This window comes from Marinomonas vaga (genome assembly GCF_055388305.1).
In genome coordinates, this window is the sequence record NZ_AP043903.1 from 2,988,586 (window position 1) to 3,011,393 (window position 22,808).

Here is a 22,808-nt window from a genome sequence, read left to right on the forward strand (position 1 = left end):
CTACTCTCCAAATCCCGCAGGTTTACGTTGGTGCGCAGGGACATAGGACGATAAACGCTCATAGACGGCTAAGTAATTATTACTGCCTAACAAACTAATGGTGCCGTCACGGATGATCTCTAACGTTTGGATTTCGAGAATGGTTCGTGCTTTAAGTTTCCCGGCAATAGGATTGAATATGACGGTTGCTAAAAGAGAGCCGTAAAAGGTCGTCAACAGAGCCACAGCCATGGAGGGGCCAATGGTCTCTGGGTCATCTAGCTGAGATAGCATTTGTATCAAACCAATTAGGGTACCTAGCATACCAAATGCGGGAGCATAGGTGCCCATTTTCTTGAAAACATCTTGAATAACGTAGTGACGCATTTTAAGGGAATCAATGTCTGCTTGCAGTGTGTTACGGATGTACTCTTCATCGGAAGCATCAGACGCCATGCCTAAGGCACGCTTTAGAAAAGGAGAGTCTGCCTCAACTCGGCTTAAGGCCACTAGGCCTTCTCGGCGTGCGATCTTAGTGAGTTGCAACATGGTGGCGATCATTGCCTGTGGATCTTGTTTGTCCTGAGCAAACACGATGAACATAGCTCTTAAGGCCGCGATGGTATCTTTAAACTGGAAGGTTAAAAGTGTGGCAGCGATGGTGCCACCAATTACGATCATAATTCCAGGAACATTAATAAAAATGGTTAGATCATCACTACCAAGGAATATGGCGCCAATGATTAATGCGATACCTGAAATAATGCCTATAAATGAAGCGAAATCCATTGAGTCATACACCTAATTTGCACAAAGGGACGAAAGTCTCATTATGTAGAGCTGGTACTTTATCTACAAGGGGAGTTTGTAAGTTTTTTGTATGTAAAGAAAATAAGCCCTCAAAAAGAGGGCTTATGATGGTTTATTATTCAGTTTGTAACGCCTCGAGCTGTTTTCGCTCTCGTCTTCGGTAACCTAATACTAGCAAGCAGGGCGTTAGGATTAATGTCAGTGGCGTCGCAAACGCTAAGCCGCCAGCAATGGCAGTCGATAACTGTGTCCACCATTGGGCGGAGGGGGCACCGACACTGATCGCCTGATGAACAAAATCAATATTTAGCTGGAAAACCATGGGGACCAGCCCCAGTATGGTTGTGATAGTGGTCAACATGACAGGTCGTAAGCGCTGAACTCCCGTTCTGATCGCCGCTTCTTTTACCGCCATGCCTTGATTTCTCAAACCATTAAAGGTGTCGATCAAAACGATATTGTTGTTCACCACCACTCCAGCAAGGGCAATGACACCCACGCCACTCATCACAATGCCAAAGGGTTCTCCTTTGAGCATTAATCCGATGAAGACGCCCATGGTGGAGAAGATCACGGCACTCAAGATCAACAAACATTGAAAGAAGTTATTGAACTGAGTCACCAAGATAATGGCCATGATGAAGAAGGCCACACCAAAGGCTTTCATAAGGAACATCATGGATTTTTGCTGATCTTCTGTGTTGCCCCGGAATTCGTAGGACAGTGTGCTCGGCAAGTTTGAGCGTTCTAGTTCCGCTCGAATCTCTTTGATGACTTCATCTACCACTAAGCCATCCACAACATCCGCAGAAATCTTAACGGTTCGCTTACCGTCAACACGATTAATGAGGCCTTGTTTAGGAGCCGCATGGCGTTCAACAAAGTTACTAATGGGAATGGCTCCAGAGGCTGAGGGGATGTGAAGTTGATCCAGCTGGCCGAGGTTTCGTTGCTCTGTTGGGAAGCGCAACAGGATGTCGATCTTATCGTCCGCACCATCGGGCAAAAAATCTCCTAGGGTAATCCCCGTAGTGACAAGCTTGACCACACTACCAAGCATGTCCACATCAACACCAAATTTACTGGCTTCCGCTCGGTCAATGTCCATACGCCATTCAATACCGGGAAGAGAGCGATCATCACTGACAGAAACAATCTCTTTACGTTTTGCTAGCTCAGATGAAATCTGATTAGCGGCCTGATCAAGCACCTCTGAGAAATTAGAGCTAAGCTCAAGTTCGATGTCGGAGCCCGACTGAGGTCCACCTTGTTCCACCACAGAAGCGACCTTGATACCAGGGATCGACTGAGCATTAGCACGAATGTCTGCCAGAATATCGTTCGCGGGACGGCGTTTATTCCAGTCTATAAACTCCATGGTGAGCGTGCCAATGGCATCTGGTGCATCATTATTACCCGGTGTTGCGTAGACAGTGGTCACTAGGCTTTCAAGTTCCGGGTGCCCGAGTACCTGACGTTCCACCTGACGCACCAAGGCGTCTTTCTCATCAAGGGATAAGTCCCCGCGGGCACGTACCTCTAAGTTCGCCACCTCAGGTTCAATGTTAGGGAAGAACTCAACACCTTTACCAAAAGAGCCATAGACAAAAAACACACTCATTAACATGGCAATAGCGAAGCAAAGCACCAAAATAGGGTAGTTCACTAATTTAGTAAGTAATCTGCCATAGCGACCAGTGATACCTTTTAACTCACTTAGATCACCGGTTTCAGTGAGCTTTAAGGTGGCCATAGTCTTTTCACTATAAGCCCCGCGTTTGCCTATTAACGAACCCAGGGTGGGTAACAGAATAAGCGCCATAACTAAGGATGCCACCAAGGTAGCGATAATGGTGATTGGCATATAGCGCATAAACTCACCCACGATGTCCGGCCAAAAAAGTAATGGCATAAACACCGCTAGCGTTGTCGCGGTGGAGGCGGTAATTGGCCAGGCCATTCGCTTAGCTGCCTCGGCATAGGCTTGGCGCTTTGATGCTCCTTCAGCGAGTTTGCGGTCCGCGTATTCGGTCACCACAATCGCGCCATCCACCAACATGCCCACACTCAGGATCAGCGCAAAGAGAACGACCATATTTATGGTGTAACCCTGTAGGTTAAGCAGCAATATACCCGTCAAAAATGCTCCTGGGATGGCGAGTCCTACTAATATGGAAGAACGAAGGCCAAGTGCCCAAACGATCACAATCATAACGAGGAGAGTCGCGGCCAGGACATTGTTGAACAGGTCATTGAGGGAGGTTTCTATTTGAATAGATTCATCTTGAGTGAGGCTGTATTCAATGCCTTCTGGCCATGTTGCACTGTCTTGTATGACCACTGATTTAACGGCGTTGATGGTGTCAATGACGTTTGCGCCGACACGTTTTGACACGGCTAGGGTGATGCTGCTTCGTCCGTTAACACGGGCATAGGAGCTTGGGTCTTCAAAGGTCATTTCGCCTGTGGCGATGTCTTTAATCAACACAACCTTTTGATTGGTGACCTTCACCGGTAGGTTCATGATGTCTTCTTTTGTTTGCAGTAGACCTGGCACTTTAAGGGCGAAGCGTCCCGCTCCCGTATCAAGATTACCAGCTGCTACTAGACGGTTATTAGAAGACAACAGGGTGCCGATTTCCGCAATAGAGAGACCATAGCTGTCGAGTTTTTCTTGGCTGATAATGATTTCAGCCTGTTGGTCACGATCACCGCTAATGCTGGCTTCTAGCACCCCTTGCACGGCTTCAACATTGTCTTGGAGGTCGTGGGCAATGCCACTTAATGTGGCAAAACTGACATCTCCATAGAGGTTAATACGGATGACAGGAAAGGTTGAAAGATTGATTTCGCTTACGGTGGGTTCTTCCGCGTCTGCAGGTAAATCACTTTTGGCTCGGTCAACTTTATCTTTTGCGTCTAGAATGGCTTGGTCAATATCAATACCTGAGTCAAATTCAAGCATGATGGACGCATGACCTTCTGATGCGGTTGAGCGAATCTCTTTAAGGCCTTCCACACTGCGCAGTTCTTGTTCCAGAGGATGGATTAACAAGCTGTCCGCATCTTCTGGGGAGATGCCTTCTAAGGTCACCGAAACATATGCCATTGGTATGGTAATGTCAGGGTTACTTTCTTTTGGAATCTCAATGTAAGAGACGGTACCCATTACTAAAATGAGCACAAAGAGCATTAGAACGGTGCGCGATCTGGAAAGCGCAGCTTCAATCAATTTTTGCACGCTTGCCTCTCCTTAACGCTGATAATGGGCTTCCACGGTGTCACCAACGGACACAAAACCTTGTCCCACAGTGATCACATTAACGTTATTAGGCAAGCCTGTTACCCAAACCTTATCGCGGTCAGAACGTATAATAGTGACCTTGTTTTCCACTACTTGATTGTCGACGTTAAGGGTTTTAACGGACATGTCCCCTTGATCATCGACCGATAGTAATGCGGGGGAAAGGGAGTGGGCTTTGGTTTCGCTAAGCTCGAAACTAATGTGAGCACTAATACCAGCAGGAATACTGTAATCTTCGTTTTGGACTTCAAGTTCAACAGGCAAGGTGCGGGTTGCGGCGTCAGCTTGAGCGCTACTGTAGCGCACCACACTTTCTACTGTTTCACCGTTGTCGAGTGTGACCCGTGCAAAGGTGCCGACGGGTACCTGTCCCAAATAAATTTGCGGTACGTTGACCTCAACAACCAATGGGGAGACATCGAGTAGGGTGCCTAAATCGTCTCCTACACTTACCTGCTGGCCTGTTTTGATAGAAAAGTTGTTTAAAATACCAGAAAACGGGGCTCTTATTTGAGCGTGCTCAAGATCAACTTCTATCGCTGCTAGGTTCGCTTTGGCGGTAGATAGGGCCGCTTCAGCTTCGGCGACGCTGACTTGGGAAGTGAGTTGCTGGCCACTTAGACGCTTGACGCCATCCAATTCTAAAGTACGTTGTTTGATAACAGCCCGTGCTTGAAGAATCTGAGCATCCAAAGTTCGGTGATCGATTTCTAAAATGATGTCACCTTTTTTAACGTAATCACCTTTGCTGGCGTTTACCTTAGTCACTTGTCCTTGCAGCTGATTGATGAGAGTTAAAGAGGTATTAAAAGCCGTCTGACCACTAAGATTAAGAGTGTTAGTGATGAATTCTGCGGTCAGTGTTTGTGCCTGTACGGATGTAATCTTTGGTGCTTCAGAGTTTTCCATCCCTGAATTGGAAGGGGGGGATGCCACATCCGCTTGCGCAGTGGTTATGCCATTCCCTCCAGCATACATCCAAATAACAGTGATACCTGTGATGGCTATTGCCGTAATAGGGCCAACTTTGTTTTTCAGCCTCATTGTGTTCTCCATGGCGAAAATTCAAACTATGACGTAAAGATGAACGTTATACTTTTTATGTTATGTCACTTTATACATTAATGTATGCGGTAGTCATAACCTTCTGAATATTAAAGCGGGTTATGTATCAATATAGGTCAATATAAGAGTGTATCTCGCACAAAAAATGCCCTGACTGACGGATTTATTTTTTAAATCCATGGCTTTTATTAAAACAACAAGGGCAAGAGTGGTAACATGGCGCCACGAAATTGACCCTGTTTTTACGGAATATTATGAGTCTATTAACACTCGATCAGGTAAGTGTGGCTTTCGGCCACAATCCGTTACTCTCAAAAGTTAGCTTTTCCGCGGATGCGGGAGAGCGAGTTGCCATCATCGGACGCAACGGTGCTGGCAAATCTACCTTCTTAAAAATTGTAGCCGGCGAGATTATCCCGGACGAAGGTGTGGTGCGAGTTGAAGGAGGCATGAGGGTGGCACAATTGCCACAGGAGCTTCCTGAAGCCAATAACAAAACAGTTCGTGAAGTAGTCAGCGAAGGTGCTGGCGATATTCATGACATGATGCTGCGTTATAACGCCTTATTGGAAGATTTCTCTGACGCCAACGCAGACGAAATGGCATCCATTCAAAACGAATTAGATAAGCGTGGAGGTTGGGATCTAGAGCAACGAGTGAATCACATGATTCAACGATTAGCTCTACCTGCTGACAAGCTGATGTCAGAATTATCCGGTGGCTGGCGCCGTCGGGTGATCCTTGCCCAAGCACTACTATCAAACCCTGATGTATTGCTTTTGGACGAACCGACTAACCATTTGGACGTGCCTACCATCGAATGGATGGAAAGCCAGCTTAAGCAGTTCCGTGGCTTAATCTTGTTTATCACCCACGATCGTCGCTTCCTAGAGAACCTTGCTAATCGTATCGTTGAATTGGACCGCGGTAATATCTTGTCTTACAGCGGCACGATTCATGGCTTCTTGGAGTACAAAGAAAAACTGTTAGAAGAAGAAGCCCGTGCCAATGCTTTGTTTGATAAACGGTTAGCAGAAGAAGAAGTCTGGATTCGACAAGGCATCAAGGCGCGTCGGACTCGTAATGAAGGTCGTGTTCGCGCATTGAAAGCCCTTCGTGAAGAGCGCAAAGAGCGTATTAACCGCCAAGGCACTGCCAAAATGACTCTAGAGACGAAAGAAAAGTCAGGCAAATTGGTGGCGGAATTTAACCAAGTGGCCCATGCCTTTGGTGATAAGCTCATTTTACGTCCTATGGATCTCATGGTTAGCCGTGGGGACCGCATTGGACTGATTGGCCCAAATGGCTGTGGTAAAAGTACGTTCTTAAAAATACTTCTCGGGCAATTAACCCCTAATGAAGGTTCTGTCCGTCAAGGCACAAAGCTTGAAATTGCCTACTTCGATCAGCTTCGTGATCAGTTAAATCCTGAAGAAACCGTGGCTAATAACGTGGCTGAGGGTAAGGAAACCATTGAAATCAATGGCCAAAGCCGCCACATAATTGGCTACTTGCAGGATTTCCTATTTCCCCCAGAACGTGCTCGCACACCGGTGAAAGCCTTGTCAGGAGGGGAGCGTAACCGTGTCCTTTTGGCTAAGTTGTTTACCAAGTCCGCGAACTTATTGGTTCTTGATGAGCCCACCAATGACTTGGATGTAGAAACGCTAGAGTTGTTGGAAGAGCTACTTATGAACTACGACGGTACCTTGCTACTCGTCAGCCACGACCGTGCCTTCTTAGACAACGTAGTAACGAGTTCCATTGCCTTTGAAGGTGATGGTGTCGTACGTGAATACGTGGGTGGCTACGAAGATTGGATTCGCCAAGGTGGTCAATTCCCAACTGAGTCGACCCTAGAGGTAGAAAAGCCCGTCAAGGTGGAGAAGAAAGCTGCGCCAGTGGAGGAAACCAAAGCTCCCCCAGCAAAGCCAAAGGCCAAACTAAGTTACAAACTGCAGCGTGAATTTGATGGAATGCCCGATGTATTAGCAAACTTTGAGGCGGATTTAGAAGCCTTAAATGAAAAGGCTGCAGCGCCAGATTTTTATACGGGTGATCAGGATGTGGTACAAAAAACTTTGGCCGACATCGCTACCAAAGAACAAGCCCTAGAAGACGCTATGGAGCGTTGGGTAGAGCTCGAAGAAATGCAAAACGGATAATATCTATGTCTGACAAACAACTTAACTCGATTGGTTTCTTGCCACGTTTTTTTGGCGCTTTTGGCCAATTATTTAAATACATGGGCAACGGTGATTACGCTGCCCGTTGTCAAGCGGTGGCAAGCGGTGAAAAGCTTGCTTTTGAAGCCAAGCCAGAAGTGATAACTAAGACCGTAGAAGTCATTAAAGAAGTGGAAGTGCAGGCGCCAAAACTGGACTCAGTGAATGAAGATGGGGCCTTGCAGTTATTACAACTGCTACAACAAGACGCACGCTTGATTGATTTTGTACAAGAAAACATTGATGGTTACGGCGATGCAGAAGTCGGTGCCGCAGCCCGTCAGATCCATAGCGGTTGTGCCAAGGTGGTATCTCAATACTTTACCATTGCGCCAGTACACAGCTCACCAGAAAACAGCCGTGTAGAAGTGGCAGCGGACTATGATCCTAAGTCCATCAAGCTGGAAGGCCGTGTGACAGGATCAGGCCCCTACACAGGCACCTTGATCCACCCAGGTTGGAAAGTGACGCAAACGAATTTACCCAAAGTGACCAGCACGGAAGGCTTAGCCATTCTTGCTCCAGCAGAAGTGGAGGTCTAGGTGTCGGAGTTTTTTATTGGTATTGATTTGGGTACCACACATTCTGCGATTTTTTATGCTGAAAAAGGTCAAGATACAGTCCTTAAGCAACTCCAGATTCCACAGCTAACGGCGCCGGGTCGAGTTGAGTCTTTGGCACTTTTGCCGTCCTTTGCTTACTTCCCACATGCAACAGAATTCCTGGAAAGTGACCGCCAATTGCCTTGGGGCAAGGTCGATGTGATTGTCGGTGCATTGGCTAGAGAGCTGGGCGCTAAATCCCAAGGCCGTATGGCCCAGAGTGCGAAAAGCTGGCTTTGCCACACCCGGGTCAATGCGGATGAGCAAGTCCTGCCAGTCGATGGGTTAGAAGAAGTGGAGAAGGTGTCTCCGGCGCAAGTGACCGAATGGTATTTAGAGCACATAGTGAATGCTTGGAACCATCAGTTTCCTAACGCCCCTATGTCTGACCAGCAAGTGGTTATCACTGTTCCAGCTTCCTTTGATCCTGCTGCTCGAGCTATTACTGAAAGTGCTGCACAAAAGGTAGGTTTGCGTGCACGCCTGATCGAGGAGCCTTTAGCCGCATTTTATGCTTGGTTAGCGGATCAAGGTGATTGGACAGACAGTCTTAACGTAAACGATCACATCCTTGTGGTGGACGTTGGCGGTGGCACCACTGACTTATCGCTTATCCAAGCAGTTGATCAAGAGGGAAGTTTAGGCCTAGAGCGTGTGGCGGTTGGTCGCCATATTTTGCTTGGTGGCGATAACATGGACATGACTCTGACTTACCACTTAGCTGGCCAGTTGGCACAGCAGGGGACTCAGTTAGAACCTTGGCAAATTACGGGGCTGACTCAAGCCTGTCGTGAAGCAAAAGAACGCCTGCTTGGTAATATCGAACTTACAGAGGCCACTGTGGTGGTACCTAGTCGTGGGCGTAGTCTGTTTAATAACAGTATCAAAGCGACTTTGACACAGGATGACGTGCAACAGCAGTTATTGGCAGGTTTTTTCCCTTCAGTGACTTTAGGTGAACGTGCTCAACAGGGCCAGCGTTCTGGTTTTGCCGCGATTAATTTGGATTACGAAGCAGACCCAGCCATTACACGCCATATTTCAGAATTTCTCGCGACAGTAGAAGTGGTGCCAAACAAGGTATTGCTCAACGGTGGTGTCTTCAATGCTGTCCCAATCCGAGCATTACTCGAGCAGCGTCTACATGAGATGCTCGGCCAGCATACTGAGTTAACCATGCTTGCGCCTTCCCATCTTGATTATGCGGTAGCCAAAGGTGCTGCATTCTATGAGAAAGTGCAGCTTGAAGGAGGCGTGAAGGTTAAAAGTGGGTTAGCAGCCAATTATTACATTGGTGTTGCCAGCCCTATGCCTGCGATTCCTGGTATGGCTCCTCCAGTAGATGCCCTATGTGTGGCGCCTTTTGGTTTAGAGGAAGGCTCAGAAGAGCAGATGTTGCCTAATGAGTTTTCTTTGGTGGTGGGCGAAACGGTAACCTTTAGATTCTTCCAATCAAAGGGTGCTGAGATGGATCCTATCGGTAAGGTGATCCCATCGTTTTCTGTTCCTGCATTGGATGAATTAAACCCTTTATCCATCGCCTTAGATGCGGGCCATTACCAAGAAGGTGATATGGTTCGAGTGATTTTATCCTCTCGGGTAACGGAGCTTGGTTTGTTGATGCTTCAAGCCCATGATGTGAACTCTGATTTAGCTTGGACCATCGAATTCCAAGTTAGGGATGCTTAATGGCGGGATCACATTATCGAGTCGGTATTGATTTAGGCACCACTAATTGTGTGGTGTCCTTTTTGTCAAAGGGGGAGTCAGAGCCTCAACTCTTTAGTATCCCCCAGTTCATGCCTGATGGCACAGTGCGCAATGGAACACAGTTACCCAGTGCGGTGTACCTATTAGCTAAAGATGAGCTTGGCAAGATTGAGCCTGTTTTGCCTTGGCGCAATCAAGCGATGGATGTGATCGTAGGGCATGGTGCCTTGGAACTAGGCCAGCGCCGTTCTGGTCAACTTGTTCAAAGTGCTAAGAGCTGGTTAAGCCACCGACAAGTGGACCGTAAGCAAGCTATTTTACCTTGGGGTAGCGAAGAGGGTGCCCGTAAAATTAGCCCCTTACAAGCCAGCGCGTATTTGTTAACCCACATCAAACAAGCTTGGGATCATGCTCATCCTGATGCCCCTTTAGCCTCTCAAGACGTTGCGTTGACTCTACCTGCGTCATTTGATGAAGAGGCCCGCGCCTTAACCCTAGAGGCAGCCAAGATGGCTGGGCTTGAGAAGCTATATTTGTTAGAAGAGCCCCAAGCTGCCTGTTATCACTTTATTCGTAATCCAGACAACCTGAAATCATTAGAACAGGCCAATATGTTGTTGGTGGTGGATATTGGTGGCGGCACGACAGACTTTAGCTTGGTTCGAATACAGCATACTGACCAAGATAAAACGGCCCTAAAGCGAGTGGCAGTGGGTGATCATCTTTTGTTGGGCGGCGATAACCTTGATCAGGCATTGGCTTATCAGTTAGATCCAAGGCAGATTTCCAGCTTGTCGGCTTCTCGCTTGGCGGCATTGGTACAGCAAACCCGTAAAGCCAAAGAAACATTGTTAAGCGACGACGCTCCTGATTCAACGACCCTAACAGTCTTAGGGGGCGGTAGTCGATTGATCGGCGGGTCGCAAAAATTTACCGTGTCTCGGGACATGTTGCTAGAACAAGTGGAATCAGGCTTTTTGCCCTTTGTATCCCTAGAGGATACATTGCAGAAGAGTACCTATGCCGTACACACCCTCGGTTTACCCTATGAACATGATGCCGCTTTTTCACGTCATCTGGCTTCGTTTATCGCTCGACATAAGACTGACATTGAACAAGCCAACGGCACTTGCATGCCTGATGCCGTATTGTTTAATGGCGGTTTGTTTAACAGCCCGAAACTAAAGCAACGGGTCCTTGAGCAACTCAATCAATGGTCAGAAAGTCCTTTGGTCGTTTGCGATGCCTCAGAGCCAAATGATGCCGTGGCAAAAGGAGCTGCTTGGTACTTGAAATCCTTAGCGGGTGAAGCGGAGCGTATTGAAAGTGGTGTGCCCCACAACCTGTTATTACAACTTGCCGATGGCAGTTTTATAGGTTTGTTACCTAAAGGTCACCTTAAGGAAGAGGCCGTTTCACTCTCTCAAGTGTTTAAACTTAAAATGGGTGAGCAGGTTCAATTTCCTCTTTATCGTTCTGATGATCATATGGAGGTTGCTTCAGGTCAGATCATAAGCGCTAATGACGGGCTGCATTTCGTCTCAAACCTAGTCACCGAGCTGGATGGGGTAAATGGATTAGCTGAAGTGGATGTGACCCTTTCGGCAACCATGACTGAGGTGGGGGTGCTTCAAGTGTCCCTTAAAGCTCAGGGACAGAGTGATCAATGGACTCTGCAGTTCGGCGTCTCCAGTCAGAATGATGCGAATGACTCTACTGAAAAACAAGATGACCACTTACATCCAAATATGGGGCAAGCAGAAGAGCATTTAGTGAAATGCTTTTCTGCCCCAGGACAAAAAGCCGACCCTGAGTTAGTGAAGTCTTTAAAGCAAGATTTAGATCGTATCTTAGGGGATCGAGATGAGTGGAATCTGGCAACCAATCGACGTCTTGCGGACAAACTATTAGCAGTTAAATCCGGACGTGGTAAATCGGCTCAGCACGAGCGTCAGTGGTTACAATTGGTGGGGTATTGTTTGCGTCCTGGCTACGGGGCATTGGGGGATGAGGCCAGAGTTGAGCAAACCTTGAATGCGACTAAGCAAGGGCCGAAATTTGATGTGGCGCCTGTTTGGGGGCAGCATTGGACCCTTTATCGACGTATCGCTGGTGGTTTGACTGAGGCCATGCAATCTAATTTGTATAAGCAGTTTGCCCAATACTATTCCCCAGCCGGACAGCGCTCTAGAGAAAAGCAAAAAGCGTTAACTACCAAGTCTAGTGATGACATGATTCGTATGGTGGGTGCCCTTGAGCGATTACCTATGGAACAAAAGCTTGAGTCCATTGATTGGCTTATGAGGCGACTCAAAAAATCTTCCGAGCCGGATACGGCTTGGTGGACCGTGGGACGTGTTGCGTCACGACAACTATTAGTGGGCGACGACCAGCATAAAGTCCCTCAAAAAGATGCCCTTAAACTGGTTGAATCTGCCCTGAAGGAAGATTGGAAAAAACGCAAACTTGCTGGCCTTGCTTCCGTTTTAATGGTGCAACCATCCAGTGACAATGATTCCAAAGAGTTGTTGGCACTGCGCAATAAGGTCCAAGTAAAACTTAAGAAAGATAAATGTCCTGTGCTTTGGGTCACAAGACTTGATACAAGCGCTGAGTACAGCGATGAAGAAATGTCCCGCCTTGTTGGCGAGACATTGCCTATTGGTCTATCTTTAAGGTAAGTCTGCTAGTGAGCAGAACTTGTTCACCATGAGTGAATGTTAAAGGGGAAGCAGCACGCTTCCCTTTTTTTATCTAAGCTGGAAAGCACTAAGTAACTGAGTCAAGGAGGGCATATGGTGCAGAAAGTGAATGTCGCGGCATGTATTCTAGGAGCTAGCCTAGTTGTCGGTCTTTTGGGGGCGGGTTGGATCGTCAATACTACAGCCAATCAGTTAAAAGCCTATGAGCGCAATGTAACAGTAAAAGGATTGGCAGAGCGTGAAGTGATGGCCAATGTTGCCATCTGGCCCATTCAGTTTGTGGTGGCCTCAAACCAGCTCGAGCAGTTGTATGAGGAAGTAGAGGCTAATACCGATAAAGTAAAAGCCTTTCTTGAGGATAACGGGATTAAACAGGAGGAGATAACCATTAGTCCTCCGGCCATTGTCGATAAAATAGCCCAACAGTACGGAGGATCGGGGCGCGCAGAGTTCCGTTACAACGCCAATCAACAAGTGACCGTTTATACCCATAATATTGAGATGGTACGTGACGCCCAAGCCAAACTGTCTGACTTAGGTAAACAAGGGGTGGTGTTATCAGGTGATATGTACCAAACACGTACAGAGTACTTATATACGGATTTAAATCTCATTAAGCCCGCAATGATCGAGCAAGCGACTGAAAATGCTCGGGAAGTGGGGGAGAAGTTTGCTTTGGACTCTGACAGTCGTCTGGGGAAGATAAAGCAAGCCTCACAAGGACAGTTTTCAATATCTGACCGGGATCAAAACAATCCGCATATTAAAAACGTTCGCGTGGTTTCTACGGTGACCTATTACCTAGTGGACTAGGAAATACAGCCCCTTGCTAAGGTAAGGCAAGGGGTTGTTTAGCGACCAATACTCCGTTTAGATCACAGTAAATGTGATCCCCATCTGCAATAGTAATGCCTGCAAAGTTTAGGGTCTTGCCTACTTCCCCTAGGCCTTTTCTCTCGGTTGGGCGGGGCTGGGCACACAAGGCTTTGATGCCAAGGTCAAGTTGCGATTGGGTTGCCACGTCTCGAACAGCACCATGAATGACGAGACCTTCCCAACCATTTTGTACGGCTTTTTCGGCCAGCATATCCCCCAACAAGGCCCGGCGCTTACTGCCGCCACCGTCTACTACCATGACTTTGCCATGCCCTGGGGTTTGTACTAGCTCCTTGACCCGGCTGTTATCCTCAAAGCAGTACACGGTGACCACTTCACCATGGAATTCCGTACGTCCGCCAAAGTCCTGAAAAATGGGGTCCGCAATATTGACGTAACTAGGATAAAGATCAAACAAGTCTGGCAATATATCTTTCACCACGGTGTCCTTGAAAAGATGAATGAAATATTACTGTATGCAAGGACTGCTTAAGCTGCCATAGACTTGGAGTGATATTCATTATGCATTGAGTTACTCTTCGGCTAGCTCTAAATTGGAAAGATCTAACAAATCGTGCTGAGCCGCCACTTGTAAGGCATTAAGAATTTGTTCGTCTGGGCTTAGCAGATTCAGTGGCGTCTCATCCCCATTTGCCCTGCGTGCCTCATGGAGATTTACATCTCGTTCTGCGAACCATTGCTCAATCGGTAGCACTTCAAAAGCAGGGTCTAGACCCTTGGTGTCGTAAAGGTTTTCAATCAGCAGATTGACGACGTCAGCATCTATGGCATACAGGGTGTCCGTATCGAGTTCTGTTGCCCACTCCGCAAGAATGTCTTGGGCTTCATAACCAAATTCATACAGTTGCTGTTCGTCTAGATTTTGTAGATTAGGTTCGATGCTGTGTTCATGAAGCCACTCATCATCAGGTGTAATAAGCACTTCCTTGATCTGTCCATCATGTGTCGACCACGTAATTAACAGTGGAAAATGAGGTTCGTCCGTAGAGTTAGCGACAGCGCTAATGAATATGGGTAAACTTGACATAATAATTAGTTAACAGCCTAGCGTTAAGGAAGAGTGAATGACCAGCCGACTCACAATCAGTAGTTACTTTGATGGCGGTAACATAGACGTTATCGAGGCCAACGAGCCGGACAATATTAGAGTAAAGATACCCAAAGATACAAACTCTGATTTCTACCAGTGGTTTTATTTTCGCTTACAAGGCGGCATGGGTGAGCAGTGCGTGATTCGCTTTGAAAATGCTGCGGGGGCAGCTTATCCAGATGGCTGGGAAGATTACCAAGCTGTGGCGTCTTACGACCGTGAGCACTGGTTCCGTGTGCCAACAGAATATGTTGATGGTCAGCTTGTAGTGACCCATACCCCAGAGCGTGACAGTGTCTATTATGCGTACTTTGCTCCCTATAGCTATGAACGCCATCTTGATATGTTGTCATGGGCCTCTAACTTCGAAGATTGTATTACACATCATCTGAGTACGACGGCAGAAGGGCGTGATATCACCATGCTAGAGGTGAGTAAGACCCAAGGTCTTGCGAAAAACATTTGGATCATCGCCCGTCAGCATCCAGGTGAAACCATGGCGGAATGGTTTATGGAAGGCTTATTGGAGCGTTTGTTCGATGAGTCCCATCCGGTGGCCCGTGCGCTCATGCAACAGTGCCGCTTTTACGTAGTACCAAACATGAATCCAGACGGTGCAGTGAACGGTAACTTACGTGTGAACAGTAAAGGTGTGAACCTGAATCGAGAATGGAAGCGCTCGAGCGAGGCCATGAGTCCAGAAGTGTTGGCCGTACAGAAGAAAATGGCGGAGACAGGCGTAGACATGTTTTTGGATATACATGGGGACGAAGCCTTGCCGGTTAACTTCGTAGACGGGTGTTATGGTGTGCCTAACTATGATGACCGTATGGCCGCTATGGAAGACATCTTTAAAGATATGTTCGAGGCCGTTAGCCCAGACTTCCAAACAGAAATCGGTTATGAACCTGCCCGTTACGGCGAAGCAAACCTAACGGTTGCCTCCAAGTGGGTTGGCAATACTTATCGTTGCTTGTCTTTAACCTTGGAAATGCCTTTTAAAGATAACGAGAATCTACCGGACGAAATAGTGGGTTGGTCCCCTGAACGCTCCAAAATTCTCGGTGCCGACGTTTTATATCCCATTTACCATGTGGTCAATAGTGAACACATGAAAGGCGACTAAGCTCAAAGCTTTGAAACAAAAAAGCCGAGCAGTTGCTCGGCTTTTTTAGATCGATATGACGCGCTTATCCGCGGCGTAGGAAGATCGGGCGAGGATCTGCCACATCACCTTGGTAGGCAACACTGAAAGGTTTGTTCAGTGTCAGTGCGATGTCTAGATTCACGTCTTCTGCAAACTCGAAGCTGTCAAAACCACAGCGAATCAAGTAACCCTGCTGGTCCGCCATAAATTTACCCAAGGCGCGGATCTCACCTTGGTAATTCAGACGTTCACGCAATAGACGAGCATAGCTGAAACCACGGCCATCCATAAAAGTAGGGAAGTTTATGCCAATCACAGGGAACTGGCTAAGATCCACATCTGCTAAAGGCTCAACACCTTCACCGGCATCAATCCAAATCCCAGCCACTTTGCCAATAGACTCTTGGTTATCGAGCCATTTTTGCATTGGAACAATAGCGTTTTCTGTTGCCGTTGCCTCAGGGTCTTGTTGCCAAACATAAGTGTTGTCGACGATCTCGCCATTCTTAATTAGCTTTTGCATACGCGGCCTCTTTAAATGGTTTGATGCCAATACGACGGAATGTATCGATGAAGCGTTCTTCTTCGGTGCGTTCCCCAACGTAAACATTGATGACTTTTTGAATCACATCACCGATTTGCTCTTGGGCAAATGAAGGCCCCAAAATCTTACCGATGGATGCGTCATGGCCAGATGCGCCGCCAAGGGATACTTGGTAGAACTCTTCGCCTTTCTTATCAACCCCTAGGATACCGATGTTGCCCACATGGTGGTGGCCACAGGCATTCATACAACCAGAGATGTTTAGATCAACTTCGCCGATGTCGTATAGGTAGTCTAAGTTATCAAACGTTTGTTGGATCTGCTCTGCGATTGGAATGGACTTAGCGTTTGCAAGACCACAGTAATCGCCGCCAGGACAACAAATCATGTCAGTCAAAAGACCTAGAGTAGGTGTCGCAAAGCCGTTTTCTTTGGCTGCTTCCCAAAGCTCAATCAATTGGTTCTGCGGTACGTCAGCAAGCACAAGGTTTTGTTCGTGGCTGACACGCAATTCACCAAAGCTGTATTGATCTGCAAGGTTGGCTGCTTTTTCCATCTGATCCGCTGTTGCATCACCTGGAGCAATACCTGGCTTTTTAAGAGACAGTGTCACGATGCGGTAGCCTGGCTTTTTATGCTCAAACGTATTGCGCTCGTACCAGCGGGCAAAGCCACTGCTTTCAGCAAGTTTTGCCGTGAGTTCAGCAGGTTGGTCTTCTAAAGATTCGTACGCTGGCTCAGTAAAGAAGCCTTGTAAGCGATCGAATTCACTCATTGGTACAGTGCTTTCTGTGCCACGTAGGTGAGCCCATTCAGCATCAACACGTGAGCGGAATTCTTCAATACCTAAAGCTTTAACAAGAATCTTGATACGGGCTTTGTATTTGTTATCACGACGACCATGCTGGTTGTAGACACGAATAATGGCATCTAGGTAGGTCAGTAAGTCGGCGCGAGGAATGAATTCACTGATGGTTTCACCGATCATAGGCGTACGGCCAAGACCACCACCCACGATGACTTTAAAACCAATCTCTCCTGCATCGTTCTTCTTCAAATGAAGACCGATATCATGTACTTGGGTTGCGGCACGGTCAGCGGAGTCCGTTGCACACACAGCGATCTTGAACTTACGTGGCAAGAAAGCGAATTCTGGGTGGAAAGTTGACCACTGGCGAATCAACTCACAGTACGGACGAGGGTCTGCCACCTCATCAGCAATAACACCTGAATATTGGTCAGTGGTGGTATTACGAATACAGTTACCACTGGTTTGAACTGCGTGCATTTGCACCGTAGCAAGCTCAGCTAGGATGTCTGGCACATCCTCAAGCTTCGGCCAGTTCAATTGTAGGTTTTGGCGCGTACTAAAGTGGCCGTAACCGCGATCGTAGCGACGAGTAATGTCAGCAAGTAAGCGTAACTGCTCGCTAGACACCATGCCGTAAGGGATGGCGATACGCAGCATAGGCGCGTAGCGCTGCACATACAGGCCATTTTGTAAGCGTAAAGGCAGAAATTCTTCTTCCTTTAGCTCGTTATTCAGGTAGCGGCGAGTTTGATCACGAAACTGTGCAACACGCTCTTCCACTAGCTGCTGGTCAATTGCGTCGTATTGATACATAAAAGACTGAACCGTTGTTGTATAAATTCTTAGGTAGGGTAAATCTATCAAAAATCCGTTATTCCTAAAATGAATATTTATCTATATCTTTAAAAATTTTAGGCCTAAGGATTCTAGTCTGCCCCAGCAAATGCGAAAAAATACTTTACTTTTTTACTTGGTCTTTCGTTTTGTGGGAGGACTGGGGTAACATTAGCACATTCTTTAAGTTCACACGTTTCAATAAGGGTGAGTATGAACATTACAATTACTGACAGTGCGCAAGAGTACTTATCAGGTCTACTGGACAAACAGGGTATTGATGGAATGTCCGTACGTATGTTTATTCAGCAACCGGGTACGCCGTATGCGGAGACTTGTTTAGCGTATTGTCGTCCAGAAGAAGTGAATGAGACAGATGAAATCTTAGATCTGCCAAAACTTCGTGTTTATATCGAGAAAAACTCAGTGGCGTTTCTAGACGAAGCATTCGTTGATTATGCGACTGAGAAAATGGGTGGCCAGCTAACCATCAAAGCACCAAACGCTAAGATGCCAAAAGTCAGTGCAGACAGCCCAATCGAAGATCAAATTAACTACGTTTTGTATTCAGACATTAACCCAGGCTTAGCGGCCCATGGCGGTGAAGTAAAACTGGTTGAAGTGATCGACGGCCAAGTGGCAGTGTTGCAATTCGGTGGAGGCTGTCAGGGTTGCAGTGCAGTCGATCTGACTTTGAAAGAGGGTGTTGAGAAAACCCTGATTGAAAAAGTTCCCGGCTTAACCGCAGTGAAAGACGAAACTGACCACACTGTGACAGATAACGCTTTCATGTAATCCTAAAATGATGCTGATCACATAAAAAAAGGAGCCATAAGGCTCCTTTTTTAATTGAACTGCGTTCTATAAGGTTTAAGCACGAGGGCGTTTTGGTAAAACATCCCGAAGTGTCTCAGCCATTTCAAGCAGCGTTTTCTCTGTGGTTTCCCAGTCAATACAAGCATCAGTGATAGAAACGCCGTATTGTAGATCGCACTTGTTTGCTGGCACTTTTTGATTGCCCCAGCCAATGTTACTTTCAATCATCAAGCCCATGATGGAATTATTACCCTCAATGATCTGACGAGTGGCATCTAATGCGACTTCAGGTTGGCGCTCAGGTTTCTTCGCTGAGTTCTCATGCGAACAATCCACCATGATGTTGTGCTTCAAGCCTGCTTTCGTTAACTCAGCTTCACTTTGAGCAATGTGTTCAGCACTGTAGTTTGGTAGACCATTGCCACCACGAAGAACTAGGTGACCGTATTCGTTCCCCTTGGTATTAACGATTGCAACTAGGCCTGATTCGTCAATGCCTAGGAATGAGTGCGGATGAGACACAGACTGCATTGCATTCACTGCAACCGTCATGGAGCCATCAGTACCATTTTTGAAGCCCACTGGGCCAGACAAACCGGATGCCATTTCACGGTGAGTTTGTGACTCCGTGGTACGTGCACCGATAGCAGACCAGCTGATCAGATCTTGGTAGAACTGAGGTGAAATTGGATCCAGAGCTTCAGTAGCCAGTGGCAGACCCAGTTCAGAAAGATCAATCAGCAACTTACGAGCAATACGCATACCTTTATCAATATCAAAGGTTCCGTCTAGGTGAGGGTCATTAATCAAACCTTTCCAGCCTACGGTCGTACGCGGTTTTTCAAAGTAGGTACGCATAACAATATAGAGTGAGTCGCTGACTTTTTCTGACAGGGCTTTTAGGCGACGGGCATAATCCAGTGCCGCTTCCGTGTCATGAATAGAACAAGGGCCAATAACAATAGCAATACGGTGATCTTTTCCGTCCATGATGTTTTTGATGACATCACGGGATTGGGCGATTTGCTCACGTACAGCGTTGCTTACAGGTAGCTCTTGTTTAAGTGCTTGTGGGGTTACTAGCGGTGTCAAGGAGGCGATATTAAGATCCTCCAAACGCGAATCACTCATTTTTTATATTCCTAATATAACTTTTTGAACAATTAATTTGCTTTGTTTTTCATGGTTGAGTGACATTACATGGTTTTCTTATAAGAATGAAGTAGGAAAGATAAGAAAGTTCTTAAAAAATTGGCTTATAGAACGAAAAAAGCACCCTGATAGGGTGCTTTTTATATTTGGGTGCTATTCCTGACGAGTTGATCAGGTTTCTTATAGAAGCCATACTTGCCTTAAAAGAATAGATACTTAACGCCAAAGCTGGCCAAAGCCGTCGCCAATATGGGCTGTAAAACCTTGTTTGGTACAAAGGAAGCAATCTTAGTGCCCACGTAAATAGCGGGGATGGAGCCAATTAATAATCCTGCCAGTAGGTAGTAATCAACGTTCCCTAGTAAAACGTGACCTAAACCCGCTACAAGTGTTAAAGGTACCGCATGAGCCAAGTCAGTGCCGACCACATTTCGGGCAGCCATAGCAGGGAATAGTAACATCATCATAGCAGTACCAAGCGCTCCTGCACCGACGGAGGTGAGGGTGACAAACACACCCAGCACAATGCCGCAGATAAAGATATATCGGGTGCTTTTAGTTTGGGATAGATTGGTTTGAAACAAACTATGAAGACGTTTTCTAAATACGATGACCAATGCGGTCGAGATCAGCATGAGCCCGAGGGTTGAAGTGAGGATATGCTGGTAGTGTTCTGGGTGTTCGAAATTGGAGAGCGCCAATACGGTTAATAATGATGCCGGTAGGCTTCCTGCAGCCATGGCGCCCATTATGCGCCAGTTCACATTGCCGCGGCGTGCGTGCATGTAAACGCCAGTACTTTTGGCGATACCTGCGTAGAGTAAATCCGTCCCGATTGCTATATGCGGTGGGAAACCAAAGATTAAAAGTAAGGGGGTCATTAAGGAGCCGCCGCCGACACCCGTAATACCAACGGCAAGGCCAACGCCAAGACCAGCTAGTACATACCAAAAAAAGTCCATATGAATCATCTTTATTAGATTAGTAGTGGCAACCTTAGAGCTTTTTTACTATTCTATAAAGTAATATTTTTTTATGTTTTTAACTCTTTTTAGAATAAGGATAATGGTCCATGAAGCTACAGCAGTTGAGATATATCTGGGAAGTTGCCCGACACGACTTAAATGTATCTGCTACGGCTCAGAGCCTTTATACCTCTCAGCCGGGTGTCAGTAAGCAAATTCGTCTGTTGGAAGATGAATTGGGTATCGAGGTATTCGCACGCAGCGGAAAGCATTTAACTCATATTACCCCAGCTGGTGAAAAGATCATTGCTTTGGCTGGTGAGATCCTTAATCAAACTCAGAACATTAAAAAAGTGGCGAAAGAATTTAGCGATGAACGAAAAGGTTCCCTAGATATTGCTACGACTCACACCCAAGCCCGTTATGCCTTACCTAATGTGATACATGATTTTATCGATGGTTATCCAGATGTCACCTTGCACATGCATCAAGGGACACCTATGCAGATCGCCGAGATGGCCAACGATGGGGCGGTAGACTTCGCCATTGCCACGGAGGCTTTGGAGATGTTTGGTAATCTGGTGATGTTGCCTTGTTACACTTGGAATCGTTCTGTTGTGGTACCTAAAGATCATCCTTTGGCAAAGCTTGATAAGCTCACTTTGGAAGCATTAGCTGAGCACCCCATTGTGACTTACGTATTTGGGTTTACTGGGCGTTCACAGTTAGATGAGGCTTTTCAAAAGGCCGAGTTAGAACCAAACGTTGTCTTTACTGCAGCGGATTCTGATGTGATCAAGACCTATGTTCGCTTGGGACTTGGTGTGGGTATTGTGGCAACCATGGCTTATGATGCTGCCGCTGACAGTGATCTGGTGGCACTGGATGCCTCGCATTTATTTGCTGACAGTACCACTAAGATAGGTATTCGTAACAATACCTTTATCCGTGGTTATATGTATTCCTTTATCCAGTCGTTTGCCCCCCATTTGACACGAGAGTTGGTTGAAGCCGCTATGCTTGCGCCATCTCGACAAGAGGTCGACGCCTTGTTTGAAGGGATAGAATTACCGAGATTTTAATTAGTTATAAAGATCTAATAGCATTTTTGCATAAGATCCTTAGGGATAAGTAAATTCAGACTGTCACATACTGGCGCTATTATGGCTTCATTCTATAGAGGAGAGCCCAAATGAGCGCATTGCTTAAGAAAATTGCAGCACGTATCCAGAAAACCGAAGAAGCAGAAGAGTTAACCTTAGGTTGGGATGCGTGGGTAGAGTACTGAGTGCCTTATCAACAAGTAACATAAAAAAGGAGTGCCTATCAGCACTCCTTTTTAGTTTTTATCCTAGTAAATCAATGGGGGTCTCAATCAGTGTTTGGCTTTCAAGGTAATCCATGATGCCAATGTCGACGCTTTTTTGCAGGTCTTTAACCCCTTGGTTACCGAAGATACGGTTGAACTCGATAAGGTAGGGCATTGAACCTACCATGGCCACATCAAATCCACCATGATCAATGCCTAAGGAAGAGGCGACAAATTCCACCAAATCCAATGCTTCTTTCGGGATCAAAGCGACTTCTACTTGTCCACCTTGGCTGATGTTGTTGTAGAAGCCTTTTTCAGCCTGTAACCGCCAATAGCCACCAACTACCTTATTACCTACCCAGACAATCCGTAAGTCTCGGTCAATAGGCAGGTATTCTTGAGCATAAATCATATTGGACGTTTCCAAATACTCACGCCATTGAACAGGATTATCAATTAGAAAGACGCCATTGCCCATGCTGCTGCGAGGGATCTTTGCAACAAAGGGCGTCGGCATCATGTCCCATATGCGCTCTGATTCATAAGGGGTGTTTGCAGTGATTTCCGTGTAAGGATGATTGGCTGGCGCGACAGTCATAAAGGTACGGGTCATCTCAACCTTATCGTGACCAATCATGTAAGACGCGAGGCTTGGGAAAATACGTTTTTTGAGACCATGAACCAGTGCATTAAGTTGCCAGTATTCAGGAAACAATACCCAATCTGCGGCGCGAATATCATCCAAATGGGCGTACATGTTTTCCGGTTTGATGTAATGAACATTTGGTAAATGCAAGGTGCGTAAAGCGTCAAAAGAAACGATTTTCATGGTGTCCCTCAATC

General features: G+C 46.6%; 18 protein-coding genes. 8 read left to right on the forward strand and 10 right to left on the reverse strand.

What is annotated here, in order from left to right:
* From ACZ5DR_RS14000 to ACZ5DR_RS14010, 3 genes are all read right to left on the reverse strand, one after another.
* Entirely contained in the window at window positions 1-768 is a 768-nt protein-coding gene (locus tag ACZ5DR_RS14000) for a motility protein A (protein ID WP_377367251.1), read from the reverse strand.
* Window positions 769-904: 136 nt separating this feature from the next.
* Entirely contained in the window at window positions 905-4,030 is a 3,126-nt protein-coding gene (locus tag ACZ5DR_RS14005) for an efflux RND transporter permease subunit (protein ID WP_377367253.1), read from the reverse strand.
* A 12-nt stretch (window positions 4,031-4,042) separates the two neighbouring features.
* Complete coding sequence (locus ACZ5DR_RS14010) at window positions 4,043-5,137, reverse strand: efflux RND transporter periplasmic adaptor subunit (protein ID WP_377367255.1); 1,095 nt, start codon at window positions 5,135-5,137, stop codon at window positions 4,043-4,045.
* Between the two features lie 275 nt (window positions 5,138-5,412).
* Here ACZ5DR_RS14010 and ACZ5DR_RS14015 point away from each other — a divergent pair, with 275 nt between their 5' ends.
* From ACZ5DR_RS14015 to ACZ5DR_RS14035, 5 genes are all read left to right on the forward strand, one after another.
* Window positions 5,413-7,323, forward strand: a complete 1,911-nt coding sequence (locus tag ACZ5DR_RS14015) for an ATP-binding cassette domain-containing protein (RefSeq protein WP_377367257.1) — start codon at window positions 5,413-5,415, stop codon at window positions 7,321-7,323.
* Window positions 7,324-7,328: 5 nt separating this feature from the next.
* Window positions 7,329-7,925: a DUF2760 domain-containing protein gene (locus ACZ5DR_RS14020; RefSeq protein WP_377367259.1), complete on the forward strand. Its 597-nt coding sequence runs from the start codon at window positions 7,329-7,331 to the stop codon at window positions 7,923-7,925.
* Window positions 7,926-9,674, forward strand: a complete 1,749-nt coding sequence (locus ACZ5DR_RS14025) for an Hsp70 family protein (protein ID WP_377367261.1) — start codon at window positions 7,926-7,928, stop codon at window positions 9,672-9,674.
* The gene (locus ACZ5DR_RS14030; protein WP_377367262.1) at window positions 9,674-12,376 is read left to right on the forward strand and encodes a hsp70 family protein; all 2,703 of its coding nucleotides are present in this window, start codon (window positions 9,674-9,676) and stop codon (window positions 12,374-12,376) included. The genes ACZ5DR_RS14025 and ACZ5DR_RS14030 overlap by 1 nt, the downstream gene beginning before the upstream one ends.
* Window positions 12,377-12,490: 114 nt before the next feature.
* Entirely contained in the window at window positions 12,491-13,210 is a 720-nt protein-coding gene (locus ACZ5DR_RS14035; protein ID WP_377367264.1) for an SIMPL domain-containing protein, read from the forward strand.
* A gap of 16 nt (window positions 13,211-13,226) precedes the next feature.
* Here ACZ5DR_RS14035 and ACZ5DR_RS14040 read toward each other — a convergent pair whose 3' ends face one another.
* Both ACZ5DR_RS14040 and ACZ5DR_RS14045 read right to left on the reverse strand, forming a co-directional pair.
* Window positions 13,227-13,712, reverse strand: a complete 486-nt coding sequence (locus ACZ5DR_RS14040; protein ID WP_377367266.1) for a putative 4-hydroxy-4-methyl-2-oxoglutarate aldolase — start codon at window positions 13,710-13,712, stop codon at window positions 13,227-13,229.
* A 93-nt stretch (window positions 13,713-13,805) separates the two neighbouring features.
* Window positions 13,806-14,216 (reverse strand): hypothetical protein, encoded by a 411-nt coding sequence (locus ACZ5DR_RS14045; RefSeq protein ID WP_377367268.1) that lies wholly within the window; start codon window positions 14,214-14,216, stop codon window positions 13,806-13,808.
* A gap of 142 nt (window positions 14,217-14,358) precedes the next feature.
* Between ACZ5DR_RS14045 and ACZ5DR_RS14050 the strand changes: the two genes are divergently transcribed.
* Window positions 14,359-15,510, forward strand: a complete 1,152-nt coding sequence (locus ACZ5DR_RS14050; protein WP_377367270.1) for a M14 family metallopeptidase — start codon at window positions 14,359-14,361, stop codon at window positions 15,508-15,510.
* A gap of 64 nt (window positions 15,511-15,574) precedes the next feature.
* Here the strand turns inward: ACZ5DR_RS14050 and ACZ5DR_RS14055 are convergent, their stop codons facing one another.
* Both ACZ5DR_RS14055 and ACZ5DR_RS14060 read right to left on the reverse strand, forming a co-directional pair.
* Complete coding sequence (locus ACZ5DR_RS14055; protein WP_377367272.1) at window positions 15,575-16,054, reverse strand: DUF934 domain-containing protein; 480 nt, start codon at window positions 16,052-16,054, stop codon at window positions 15,575-15,577.
* A complete protein-coding gene (locus ACZ5DR_RS14060) occupies window positions 16,038-17,699 on the reverse strand; it encodes a nitrite/sulfite reductase (RefSeq protein WP_464543925.1) in 1,662 nt (553 codons plus the stop codon). The genes ACZ5DR_RS14055 and ACZ5DR_RS14060 overlap by 17 nt, the downstream gene beginning before the upstream one ends.
* A gap of 234 nt (window positions 17,700-17,933) precedes the next feature.
* Between ACZ5DR_RS14060 and nfuA the strand changes: the two genes are divergently transcribed.
* Complete coding sequence (gene nfuA / locus ACZ5DR_RS14065) at window positions 17,934-18,515, forward strand: Fe-S biogenesis protein NfuA (protein ID WP_377367276.1); 582 nt, start codon at window positions 17,934-17,936, stop codon at window positions 18,513-18,515.
* Between the two features lie 75 nt (window positions 18,516-18,590).
* Here nfuA and ACZ5DR_RS14070 read toward each other — a convergent pair whose 3' ends face one another.
* Window positions 18,591-19,667, reverse strand: a complete 1,077-nt coding sequence (locus ACZ5DR_RS14070) for a 3-deoxy-7-phosphoheptulonate synthase (protein ID WP_377367278.1) — start codon at window positions 19,665-19,667, stop codon at window positions 18,591-18,593.
* A gap of 221 nt (window positions 19,668-19,888) precedes the next feature.
* Window positions 19,889-20,650 (reverse strand): sulfite exporter TauE/SafE family protein, encoded by a 762-nt coding sequence (locus tag ACZ5DR_RS14075; protein WP_377367280.1) that lies wholly within the window; start codon window positions 20,648-20,650, stop codon window positions 19,889-19,891.
* 110 nt (window positions 20,651-20,760) lie between these two features.
* Between ACZ5DR_RS14075 and cysB the strand changes: the two genes are divergently transcribed.
* Window positions 20,761-21,735 (forward strand): HTH-type transcriptional regulator CysB, encoded by a 975-nt coding sequence (cysB, locus tag ACZ5DR_RS14080; RefSeq protein WP_377367282.1) that lies wholly within the window; start codon window positions 20,761-20,763, stop codon window positions 21,733-21,735.
* A 264-nt stretch (window positions 21,736-21,999) separates the two neighbouring features.
* Here the strand turns inward: cysB and ACZ5DR_RS14085 are convergent, their stop codons facing one another.
* A complete protein-coding gene (locus ACZ5DR_RS14085) occupies window positions 22,000-22,794 on the reverse strand; it encodes an ATP-grasp domain-containing protein (protein WP_377367284.1) in 795 nt (264 codons plus the stop codon).
* Window positions 22,795-22,808: the final 14 nt, after the last annotated feature.